The 11259-nt window shown below is 68.8% G+C and carries 10 protein-coding genes; 3 read left to right on the top strand and 7 right to left on the bottom strand.

The annotated features are described in order from the left end of the window. The first annotated feature begins 81 nt into the window (after positions 1 to 81). A complete protein-coding gene (locus OL358_RS02955) occupies positions 82 to 1368 on the top strand; it encodes an ABC transporter substrate-binding protein (RefSeq protein ID WP_264708447.1) in 1287 nt (428 codons plus the stop codon). Between the two features lie 63 nt (positions 1369 to 1431). Here the strand turns inward: OL358_RS02955 and OL358_RS02950 are convergent, their stop codons facing one another. The 5 genes from OL358_RS02950 to OL358_RS02930 all read right to left on the bottom strand — a co-directional run bounded on the left by OL358_RS02950 (position 1432) and on the right by OL358_RS02930 (position 5946). Next, complete coding sequence (locus OL358_RS02950; RefSeq protein WP_264708446.1) at positions 1432 to 1659, bottom strand: DUF1232 domain-containing protein; 228 nt, start codon at positions 1657 to 1659, stop codon at positions 1432 to 1434. Positions 1660 to 1779: 120 nt separating this feature from the next. Beyond that, complete coding sequence (locus tag OL358_RS02945; protein WP_264710224.1) at positions 1780 to 2514, bottom strand: ABC transporter ATP-binding protein; 735 nt, start codon at positions 2512 to 2514, stop codon at positions 1780 to 1782. A 110-nt stretch (positions 2515 to 2624) separates the two neighbouring features. Continuing rightward, positions 2625 to 3500, bottom strand: a complete 876-nt coding sequence (locus tag OL358_RS02940) for an ABC transporter ATP-binding protein (RefSeq protein ID WP_264710223.1) — start codon at positions 3498 to 3500, stop codon at positions 2625 to 2627. 160 nt (positions 3501 to 3660) lie between these two features. Then, positions 3661 to 4638, bottom strand: coding sequence for a branched-chain amino acid ABC transporter permease (locus OL358_RS02935; RefSeq protein WP_264708445.1), 978 nt, complete (start codon positions 4636 to 4638; stop codon positions 3661 to 3663). 3 nt (positions 4639 to 4641) lie between these two features. After that, positions 4642 to 5946 carry a branched-chain amino acid ABC transporter permease gene (locus tag OL358_RS02930; RefSeq protein WP_264708444.1) on the bottom strand — a complete coding sequence of 435 codons (1305 nt, stop codon included), beginning with the start codon at positions 5944 to 5946 and terminating at the stop codon, positions 4642 to 4644. A gap of 361 nt (positions 5947 to 6307) precedes the next feature. Here OL358_RS02930 and guaB point away from each other — a divergent pair, with 361 nt between their 5' ends. After that, a complete protein-coding gene (gene guaB / locus OL358_RS02925) occupies positions 6308 to 7810 on the top strand; it encodes an IMP dehydrogenase (protein WP_264708443.1) in 1503 nt (500 codons plus the stop codon). Positions 7811 to 7862: 52 nt separating this feature from the next. On the opposite strand, the gene OL358_RS02920 is transcribed toward guaB, so the two are convergent. Beyond that, complete coding sequence (locus OL358_RS02920) at positions 7863 to 8996, bottom strand: FAD-dependent oxidoreductase (protein ID WP_264708442.1); 1134 nt, start codon at positions 8994 to 8996, stop codon at positions 7863 to 7865. A 54-nt stretch (positions 8997 to 9050) separates the two neighbouring features. Between OL358_RS02920 and OL358_RS02915 the strand changes: the two genes are divergently transcribed. Then, positions 9051 to 9674, top strand: coding sequence for a TMEM175 family protein (locus tag OL358_RS02915; protein WP_264708441.1), 624 nt, complete (start codon positions 9051 to 9053; stop codon positions 9672 to 9674). 102 nt (positions 9675 to 9776) lie between these two features. Here OL358_RS02915 and OL358_RS02910 read toward each other — a convergent pair whose 3' ends face one another. Beyond that, on the bottom strand, positions 9777 to 11246 hold the full coding sequence (locus tag OL358_RS02910; RefSeq protein WP_264708440.1) for a DHA2 family efflux MFS transporter permease subunit: 1470 nt from the start codon (positions 11244 to 11246) through the stop codon (positions 9777 to 9779). Positions 11247 to 11259: the final 13 nt, after the last annotated feature.

Raw genomic sequence — 11259 nt, 5'->3', positions numbered from 1 at the left:
CGGCGCTCCGCATGGTTAGGTTAGGGACACTGGGTCGGCTCCCGACGCCGCACCCGTCTTTTCATCACAGCAAGGAGCAACATGAGCGTCTTCACCCGCTCGCGCAAGTCCGCCTTCGCAGGCGTCGTTGCGCTCGCCGGCGCCAGCGCCCTCGTCCTCGCCGGCTGCGCCGGCGGGGGATCGGGCGGCGAGACCAGCGCCCCTCCCACCGAGGAGCGCGACCTCACCCTCAAGATCGGCACGATCCTGCCGCAGACCGGAAACCTGTCGTTCCTCGGACCGCCCGAGGAGGCCGGTGTCGGCCTCGCCGCGCAGCACGTCAACGACTCGGCAGCCGACACGGGCCTCACGATCGACGACATCGTGTGGGGCGACTCGGGTGACACCGACAACAAGGCGTACGCGACGACCATCCAGACCCTCATCTCCGAGGGTGTCACGGCTGCCATCGGCGCCGCGTCGTCGGGTGTGACGAAGCTGTTCCTCGACGACGCCGTCGCGGCGGGCATCATCGTCTTCTCGCCGGCCAACACTTCGCTCGACTTCACGTCGTGGGACGACGACGGCCTGTACTGGCGCACCGCTCCGTCCGACACCCTCCAGGGTGAGGTCCTCGGCAACCTGGTCGCCGAAGACGGACACGAGAACGTCGCGGTCCTGTACCTCAACGACTCGTACGGCACCGGCCTGAACGAGGTCTTCCAGGAGACCTTCACCGGCGCGGGCGGCACGATCGTCGAGGAGCAGTCCTACAACACGGGCGACACCTCGTTCGACGCGCAGATCAGCGCGCTGATGGCTTCGAACCCCGACGCCATCGTGCTCATCACGTTCGACGAGATCTACACGATCGGTCCGGCGCTGCTGGCCGCGGGCTACCCCGCCGACCAGCTGTACCTCGTCGACGGCAACCTGAAGAACTTCGGTGCTGACGAGAAGTGGCCCGCCGGTTCGAGCATGGAAGGCGCGAAGGGCACCACGCCCGCCGGCCCGCTCGAGGCCGACGCCGGCTTCCAGGACGAGCTCAACGAGTGGTGGACCGGCGAGGGCAACCCCGAGCTGACCGACTTCTCGTACGCCAACGAGTCCTACGACGCGGTCATCCTGCTCGCGCTCGCTTCGCTCGCGGCCAACTCGACCGACGCGGCCGACGTGGCCGGCAAGCTGCAGGAAGTCTCCGGCGGCTCGGGCGACGGTGAGAAGTGCGACACCTACGCGGCCTGCGCCGAGATCATCCTCGGTGGCGGCGTCGCTGACTACGACGGCCACTCGGGCCCGGTCACGTTCGACGAGAACGGCGACCCGACGGAGGCCACCATCGGTGTCTTCCAGTACGGACCCGACAACCTGAACACGCGCATCGGCTGATCCGATTCGCAAGGAAGGGCCCCGGAGCGATCCGGGGCCCTTTCCGTGTGCGTTCGCGGTCGGCTACTTCGCGGTGAGCCCGCTGCGCCAGCGCGCGTGCTCGCGCGCGATGAGGACGGCGGCGATCCCCCAGACGCCGACGTCGTCGGCGAGTCCGAGTGGGCCGAAGAACAGCTCCGGGATCAGGTCGATCGGTGCCACGGCGTAGACGATCGCCGCGGCCCCCGCGATCCAGGTCATCGGCGCCAGCCGATGCTCGCGGTCCTTGACTGCCCTCACGAAGCTCCACATGGCTTCAGTGTGCGCCATCAGGCCCCACGGCGGCTGGGGGTTCGCGCTGGGCGAAAGCCGGTGCACGACGGAAGGGGGCGGATGCCGCAGCATCCGCCCCCTTCGTCGTGCCGGTGCGGGTCAGCCCTCGGCGCCGAGGGTGCCCAGGTAGAGGCCGATGACCTTCGGATCGTTGAGCAGGTCGCGGCCGGTGCCGTGGTAGGCGTCGCGGCCCTGATCGAGGACGTAGCCGCGGTCGCAGATCTGCAGGCAGCGACGGGCGTTCTGCTCGACCATGATCGTCGTGACGCCCGCCTTGTTGATGTCGGAGACGCGGATGAACGCGTCGTCCTGACGCACGGGCGACAGGCCCGCCGACGGCTCGTCGAGGAGCAGCACGGCCGGGTCCATCATGAGCGCCCGCGACATCGCCACCATCTGGCGCTCGCCGCCCGAGAGCGAGCCCGCGCGCTGCTTGAGGCGCTTGCCCAGCTCGGCGAAGATGCTCGTCACGAAGTCGAGGCGCTCGGCGTACTGCTTGGGAGCCTGGTACAGGCCCATCTGCAGGTTCTCCTCGATGGTGAGCGAGGGGAACACGTTGTTCGTCTGCGGAACGAACCCGACGCCCTTGCTGACGAGCCTGTCGGACTTGAGCCCGATGACGCTGTCGCCGTTGACGTTGATCTCGCCGGAGCGCACCTTGACCATGCCGAAGATCGACTTCAGCAGCGTCGACTTGCCCGCGCCGTTGGGCCCGATGATGCCGATCAGCTCACCCTTGTGCGCGACGAGGTTGGCGCCGTTGATGATGTTGATGCCCGGAAGGTAACCGGCGTAGAGGTCGTTGACCTCGACGACGACCTCGTCGGTCCTCATCCCCTCCACGCGCGCGGCGTCGGCGGCGGGAACGGCGGAACCGGGCGTGCGGGCGCTGCCCGAAGGCGCACCCGCGTCCGCCGGAACGGCCGCGGCGTTCGAAGCGTCGGTCACTTGTTCTCCTCCTCGGCTTCGGCGATCGCAGCCTCTTCGGCCTCTTTGATCTCCTCCAGCAGTTCGACGGCGGCGGTGTCGAGCTCGCCCGCCACGCGGCCGGTCACCACGCCGAGGTCGACGTCCTGGTGGCTGCCGAGGTAGGCGTCGATCACGGCCTTGTCCTGCATCACCGTCTCGGGCGGACCCTCCGCGACGACGCGGCCCTCGGCCATCACGACGACCCAGTCCGCGATGTGGCGGACCATGTGCATGTCGTGCTCGACGAAGAGCACGGTCATGCCGAGGTCCTTCAGATCGAGGATGTGGTCGAGGAGCGACTCGGTCAGTGCCGGGTTCACACCGGCCATGGGCTCGTCGAGCATGACGAGCGTCGGGTCGCTCATGAGAGCGCGGGCCATCTCGAGCAGCTTGCGCTGCCCACCCGAGAGCGAAGCGGCATAGTCGTCGGCCTTCGCGTCGAGCTTGAACCGCGCGAGGAGGTCCATGGCCTTCTCTTCGTTCGCGTCGTCCTGCTTGCGCCACACGGCCGGGATGATGCTCGACCAGAGGCGCTCGCCCTTCTGCGCCGTCGCGCCGAGCTTCATGTTCTCGAGCACGGTGAGGAGCGAGAGCGCCTTGGTGAGCTGGAACGTGCGGACCTGGCCCATGCGGGCGACCTTGAACGACGGGATCCCCGAGAGGTTCTTCCCGTCGAACGACCACGTGCCCGAGTTCGGCTTGTCGAAGCCGCACAGCAGGTTGAACAGGGTCGTCTTCCCCGCGCCGTTGGGGCCGATGAGGGCCGTGATCGCACCGCGGGGGATCTCGAGGTGCTCCACGTCGACGGCCGTGAGACCGCCGAAGCGCCGGGTGACGTTGTCGATCACCATGATCGGGTCGTTCTTGGCGACACCGGGTACGGAATCGCCCTTCGCGAGTCCGGTCGTCTTGGGGCGACGGATGCTGCCGGTCGCGGTCGTGACCGCGCCGGTGGGCGTCGAGCCGGCCGCCGGCGGCGTGACGCCGCCGGCCGCGGACTCGGGAGTGCTGTTACTTGACAAAGGTCAGCTCCCTCTTGTTGCCGAAGATGCCCTGCGGGCGGAAGATCACGATCAGCATGAGCGCGACACCCACGAGGATGAAGCGGAGCGTGCCCGCCTGCACCGACGAGATGGGCAGGATGCCCGAGTTCGCCAGCGCCGGGAGCACGTTCCCGAGGAAGCCCATGATCACCCAGAAGATCACCGAGCCGACGACGGGACCGAACACGGTCGCCGCACCGCCGAGCAGCAGAATCGTCCAGATGAAGAACGTGAGCGAGGTCGTGTAGGTCGCGGGCACCACGGCCGACGGGAGCGCGAAGACCACGCCGCCCAGCGCACCGAAGACACCACCGATGATCAGCGCCTGCATCTTGTAGGCGAAGACGTTCTTGCCGAGCGAGCGCACGGCATCCTCGTCTTCACGGATGCCCTTGAGCACACGGCCCCACGGGCTGCGCATCAGTGCCCACACGAGGTAGACGGCGATCGCCAGCAGGATGATGCCGAATACGCGCACCCACAGCTGATCGGCCGTCCACGTCCACGGGCCGAATCCATAGGTCCCCTCGGGGAACGGATTGGCGGCTCGGAATCCGGCGTGGTACCCGCCCAGTCCGTCGGCCGAGTTCGTCCACTCGTCGAAGAGCTGCGTCGTCAGCGCCAGGCGGATGATCTCGGCCGCCGCGATGGTCACGATGGCGAGATAGTCGGCGCGAAGGCGCAGTGTCGGGATACCGAGGATGATCGCGAAGACCACCGCGGCGAGGCATCCGACGATGATGCCCACCCACCACGGCCACCCGAACGTGAGGATCGAGATCGCGTAGCCATAGGCGCCGAGCGCCATGAAGCCGGCCATACCGAAGTTGAGCAGGCCCGCGTAGCCGAAGTGCACCGCGAGACCGGTCGCCGCGAGGGCGTACGCGATCGTCTCGGGACTGAACAGCCAGTAAGCCGTGTTGTTGAGAATCTGTCCCCAATCCATGGCCTAGCCCAGCCTCTCTTTGCGACCCAGCAGGCCTTGTGGCCTCACCAGGAGGATGATGATGAGCACCGCGAGCGCGCCGACGTACTTCATGTCCGGCGGGATGCCCAGCAGGGTCGAGAGCTCGACCAGGATGCCGACGATCAGCGAGCCGATGAGGGCTCCGAACGCCGTGCCGAGGCCACCGAGGGTGACCGCGGCGAAGATCAGCAGCAGGACCTGTACGCCCATGTCCCACTTCACCCCGGGGCGGAAGTAGGCCCACAGCACGCCGGCCACCGCGGCGAGCGCCGCCGAGAGGATCCACACGATGCGGATCACGCGGTCGACGTTGATGCCGGATGCCGCAGCAAGGCCCGGATTGTCGGAGATGGCGCGCGTCGCCTTGCCGATGCGGGTGCGCAGCAGCCAGTAGGCGACGGCGAGAAGCAGCACGATCGAGATCCCCATCGACACGAGGTCGATCCACGAGACCGCGATCGGTCCGATGACGATGTCACGGGATGCTCCGGCGCCGGGCAGCTGGTACGTGGCCCCGCCGATGAAGAACTGGTACGTGTACCGGATCGCCAGCGACAGGCCGATGCTCACGATCATGAGCTGGACGAGACCGAGGCCGCGTCGACGCAGCGGTTTCCACAGTCCCGCGTCGAGCGTCCACCCGAACGCCGCGCCGAACACGACGACGATCGGGATCACGATCCACATCGGCAGTGCGAAGTTCACGCCGAACACCAGCGCGACGATCGCGCCGAAGGTCAGCATCTCCGCGTGCGCGAAGTTGGTGAGGCCGGTCGTGCCGAAGATCAGCGAGACGCCGACCGCGGCGAGCGCCAGCAGCAGGCCGAAGTTGATGCCGCTGATGAGGCGTTCGGCGAACTGGTCCCAGAACGACGTCGTCACGCGCTCACCCTCGCCGAGGAAGAGGTTCACGATCTTCGTCCCAGTCGCGCCGAAGGCCACGTCGAACGAGGCTGTCGTGCCCTGCTTGGGCTGGATGCCCTCGGGCAGCTGCGCCGGGTCGACGATGACTCCATCGGGCAGCGTGGACTCGTCGACGATGAGGACGTACTCCTCCTTCTCGGGCACGTACAGACGCCACTTGCCGTCGGCGTCCGTCACCGTCTCGGCTTCGAAGCCGTTGCCTTCGACCATGATGACGACGTCCGGAACGGGCTCTCCCTCGTTCTGGATGAGACCACCGAAGTAGAACTCGGTCTGTTCTTGATCACCCCCTGGGGTGTCCGGTGCGGTCGCAGCCGCATGTGCACCGGTCGGCGAGGCCATCAGCACCATCGCTGCAGCCATCAGCACTCCGACGAGGACGACCGCCCATCGGGCGTATCTCCTCGCGATCACAGTCGTAGGACCCACAGAACCTCCAGTCGGCGGCACCACACGCACCGATGTCAGTCGGGTCGCATCGGCCGTGATGAACGACGGTACGACTGTAATGTGTCCGCGGTGTTTCGACTACTTATCCCCAGGCACGGCAATCGAATCGGAATGTGACGAAGGAAGTCGCGGCGGTCTCGCCGGGCCCTCCGGCAGCCTTCCCGCCGCGGGAACAAACCGGGCCGCGCGGCGCTTAGAATCGAGTACGGAGCGTTCCCGCGCACCGGCCGTCGTCGTCCACCCCGAGAAGCGCGCCGCGAGCGCAGGAGAACACATGGAGCACAACGACCCCTTCGGTTTCGTCGGACTGACGTACGACGACGTGCTGCTGCTGCCCGGCCACACGGATGTGATCCCGAGTGAGGCCGATACCTCCTCGCGCGTCACACGCCGCATCACGGTCGCGACTCCGCTGGTGTCCAGCGCGATGGACACCGTCACCGAGTCGCGCATGGCGATCGCCGTGGCGCGCGAGGGCGGGCTGGGAATCATCCACCGAAATCTGTCCATCGAGGAGCAGGCGTCGATGGTCGACCGCGTCAAGCGCAGCGAGTCGGGCATGATCACCGATCCGATCACGACGACGCCCGACGCGACGATCGAAGAGGTCGACGACCTCTGTGCCACCTACCGCATCTCGGGTCTGCCCGTCATCGACGACGACGGCCGCCTCGTCGGCATCGTCACCAACCGCGACATGCGCTTCGTGTCGGGCTTCGAGCGCCAGAGCACCAAGGTGCGCGACGTGATGACGACCGACGGCCTGGTGACCGGCCGCGTCGGCATCAGCGCCGGCGAGGTCATCTCGCTGTTCGCGCAGCACCGCGTCGAGAAGCTTCCGCTCATCGACGACGACGGCAAGCTCGCCGGACTCATCACGATCAAGGACTTCGACAAGAGCGAGAAGTACCCGCTCGCCACGAAGGACGAGCAGGGCCGTCTCCGTGTCGGCGCCGCCATCGGCTTCTTCGGCGACGCGTGGCAGCGCGCCGAGGCGCTGCGCGACGCCGGTGTCGACGTGCTCGTGGTCGACACCGCGAACGGCCAGTCGGCCGGCGTGATCGACATCGTGCGCCGCCTGAAGGCCGACGCGACGTTCGCGCACATCGACGTGATCGGCGGCAACGTCGCCACGCGCGAGGGCGCGCAGGCTCTCATCGATGCCGGTGTGGATGCCGTCAAGGTCGGCGTGGGCCCGGGCTCGATCTGCACCACCCGTGTCGTCGCCGGTGTCGGCGTTCCTCAGGTGACCGCGGTCTACGAGGCGTATCTCGCGGCGCGCGAGGCCGGAGTCCCGGTCATCGCCGACGGCGGCCTCCAGTACTCGGGCGACATCGCGAAGGCGCTCGTCGCCGGCGCCGACACCGTCATGCTCGGCTCCCTCCTCGCGGGCACCGACGAGTCGCCGGGCGAGATCGTCTTCCAGGGCGGCAAGCAGTTCAAGCAGTACCGCGGCATGGGTTCGCTCGGTGCGCTGCAGACCCGTGGCAAGAAGACCTCCTACTCGAAGGACCGCTACTTCCAGGCCGACGTGCCCAGCGACGACAAGCTGATCCCCGAGGGCATCGAGGGTCAGGTGGCCTACCGCGGTCCCGTGTCGGCAGTGGCCTACCAGCTCGTCGGCGGCCTCCGGCAGTCGATGTTCTACGTCGGTGCGCGCACGATCGAGGAGCTCAAGGCCAAGGGCAAGTTCGTGCGCATCACGGCGGCCGGGCTCAAGGAGTCCCACCCGCACGACGTGCAGATCGTGGTCGAGGCGCCGAACTACAAGCGCTGACGAGCGAGCGGATGCCGCGGCATCCGTCCCGGCGTGAGCATCCGCGCGCTCGTCACCCGAGCAGCCGGAACGGCGCCGCTGCGTGCGCGGCGTCGTCGGTCGCGAGCGCGGCGAGCACGGCGCCGACCGCGGGGGTGAACTTGAACCCGTGGCCGGAGAAGCCGGCGCCGACGACGATCCGCCCGCGCCGATCGAGGACGAAGTCCTCGGACTCCGTCGACGTGTAGGTGCAGCTGATCGGTGCGGCGGAATCGGGATCGAGGCCGGGGAACCACTCGGCGACGTAGTCGTGCAGGCGTGCGGCGAGCTCCGGCACCGGGCGGAGCGTGCGGCGGTCGGGGTCGACGACCGCGCCGACATGGTGCAGGCCGACCTTGACGCCCTCGCCCGGTGTCGGCATCCCGTACACGTGCCCCGGGTTCGGGGCATGCCCGGGCGCGTCGCCGCTCACGAGGTGGTTGAACGACGGCCACACGTCGAGGTCGCTCCGTGGCCGGAAATGCGCGGGGCTCTCCTCGGTGACGGTGAGCCGCGGCAGGGGCAGCGCGCCTCCGACGAGCGCGGTCGTCCACGCCCCGGCCGCGACGACGACGGTGTCCGCTCCCAGGTCGTAGCGCTCGCCGCCGGCGTCGACGGCGATGCGGACTCCCTCGCCGGTCTCCTCGATCCCGAGCACCGCGTGACCGAACCGGATGTCGGCGCCGGCCGCGCGCGCCGCGCGTTCGAGGGCCTCGAGCGCGGCATCCGCTCTCACCACCCCGGCCTCGGGGGTGAAGAGCACGTCGCCGTCGAACCGCATGCCCGTCCAGCGCGTGCGCGCCTCGGCCGCGCTCATCACGTCCGCGCGCTCGCCGCGCTCGGTCAGCGCCGCGTGCACGTGGCCCACCGTCGCGTCGTCCCCGTGCGTCACGAGGCCGTGCAGTCGGAGCAGCGGTTCGCCGGTCGCGCGGGCGAGGTCGTCCCATCCCGCGCGCGCCGCCTGCAGCAGGTCGAGGTAGTGGTCCTCGCCGTACGCATTGTTGAAGTTGCGGGTCGCGCCATGCGAGGCGCCCAGCGGGTGTCCGCGTTCGAAGCGCTCGAGCAGCGTCACCTCGTGCCCCGCCCGCGCGAGCTGCCACGTCGCCGCCAGGCCCATCGCCCCGCCGCCGACGACCACGAACGCCGATCGCGATTCCCTGCCGCTCATGCGCCCATCCTCCCAGTCGTGCGGCCCGCGACGGCGGGTGGTTACGCTGTGCTCATGATCCGGCAGCGGCGGCATCCGGCCGCGACTCTGCGAACCACACGCCTCGAGGCCTTCACCGACGGCGTGTTCGCCATCGCGGCGACGCTGCTCGTGCTCGACCTGACGACCCACGACCTCGGCGACGTGTCCACCGACACCCAGATGTGGTCCGCACTGGGCGATATGGGGTACCTCTTCCTCAACTTCGCACTCAGCTTCGTGCTGCTGTGTCTGCTGTGGATGGTGCACGTGCAGCAGTTCGAGCACGTCGCCCGCGTGGACACGACGATGGTCTGGCTGAACAACGGCCGGCTGCTCTTCGTCGTCCTCGTGCCGTTCGCCACGAACCTCACGACCGAGTACTCCGCGTTCCTCGCCGCGCGGCTCGCGATGCCGGTCACCTTCTTCCTCGCGATCCTGTTCAGCTGGCTCCAGTGGCAGTGGGCGGTGAGCAGGCGCGACGTGATGCTTCCCGACCTGACGGCGGCGGATGCCGCGGCCTACGGCCGATCATCGCTGAGCGCCCTCATCATCGCCGGCGTCGTGGTGGTGCTCGCCCCGTTCATCGGCTCGGCCGCGTTCCTGCTGTTCGTGCTGGACGGCGTCTTCACGCGCGTGCTGCACGGCAAATCGGACTGAACACGCCCCCACCACCGGCCGAGCGCGCCCGTGATCACCGTCGAGTCACCAAGACACGCCGTCCCCTGAGCGCGGGAGACGGCGTGTCTTGGCGAGTGGGTCTCAGGCGATCGGCTGCAACTCGGCGGGCGCTTCGGCTCCGGCGGGGGAGGCGGCATCCGTCTCCTTCGCCGACCTGCCGGCGGGCAGGAGCAGAGCCACGAACGTCGCCGCCAGCAGCACTGCCGCACCCGTGAACACCGCGGGTCGTGCGGCCTCGACGTAGAGGTCGGCGGTGAGGGCGCCGCCCGCTCCGACGAAGATCGCCGTCATGACCGCCGTGCCCAGCGCCACGCCCAGTTCGCGGACGGTCGAGTTCACGCCCGATGCCTTGGCGTGGTCGATGAGCCCGAGGGTGGCCAGCAGCGCCGTCGCCGACGGGGCGAAGACGAGCGCCATGCCGATCCCCGCCATCAGGAAGGGTGCGATCAGGCTCGCGTACGGAGTGTCGGGCGCCATGATCGCGGCGATCCAGCCGAGCGCGGCAGCCTGCAGGGCGAGTCCGGTGACCATGAGCGCACGCGTGCCGACCCGGGGCGCGATCAGGCCCGCGATCGGTGCCACGAACATCGGCGCGAGGGTCCACGGCGTCGTCTGCACGGCGGCCTCGAATGGCGTCGAGCCCTGCACCACCTGGAGGTACTGGATCAGGATGAACACGGACCCGAACGTGCCGAAGCTGAAGGCGAAGCCGATCACGTTCGTGACCGAGAACGAGCGGTCGCGGAAAAGGCGCAGCGGCACGAGGGGAGCCGACGTGCGGGTCTGCCACAGCACGAACGCGACCACGAGCAGGGCGCCGAGGATCAGCTCGGCGATCACGCCGAACGAATCCCAGCCGTCGTCGTTGCCCCGAACGATGGCGTGGACGAGGGCGAGCACACCTCCGGCCGCCAGGATGGCGCCGGGGACGTCGATGCGGGCGCGGGCGCCGAAATCGTTGCGCAGGACGATCAGCGCGAGCGGGATCGCGATGATCGCGACGGGGACGTTGATCCAGAAGATGGCCTGCCAGTCCCAGCCCTCCATGATCGCGCCGCCGACGAGCGGGCCGACGGCCACCCCCAGGCCCGAGATGCCGCCCCAGATGCCGATCGCGAGCGGACGCCGGGCGGGTGACACCGCCCCGCTGAGCAGTGCGAGCGACAGGGGCATGACGCCGGCGGCGCCGAGGCCCTGGAAGGCGCGCGCGGCGATGAGCTGCCCGGGGTCGGTGCTGAGCGCGGCGAGGACCGACCCGATGCCGAACACGGCGATGCCGATCGCGAAGACGGTCCGGCGGCCGAAGCGGTCGCCGAGGGCCGACGCGATCAGGATCGCACCGGCGAAGGCGAGGGTGTAGGCGTTGACGAACCACTGCAGTTCCTCGACCGAGGCGCCCATCTGGGCATGGAGAACCGGGAGGGCGTTGGTCATCACGAGGTTGTCGAGCGTGGCCATGAACATCGGGAGGGATGCCGCGGCCACGATGAGAGCGAAGGGCCGGGCCCTGCGGCCGGTCGTGGCCGGCGAGAGGGAGGTGTCGGTTGTCATCGGAGTCTCCGGT

Origin of the sequence: Microbacterium sp. SSM24, from assembly GCF_025989145.1 — a bacterium.
Classification (GTDB): domain Bacteria; phylum Actinomycetota; class Actinomycetes; order Actinomycetales; family Microbacteriaceae; genus Microbacterium.
The sequence above is the reverse complement of the archived record's forward strand: the minus strand, read 5'-3'. Positions and strand labels throughout refer to the sequence as shown.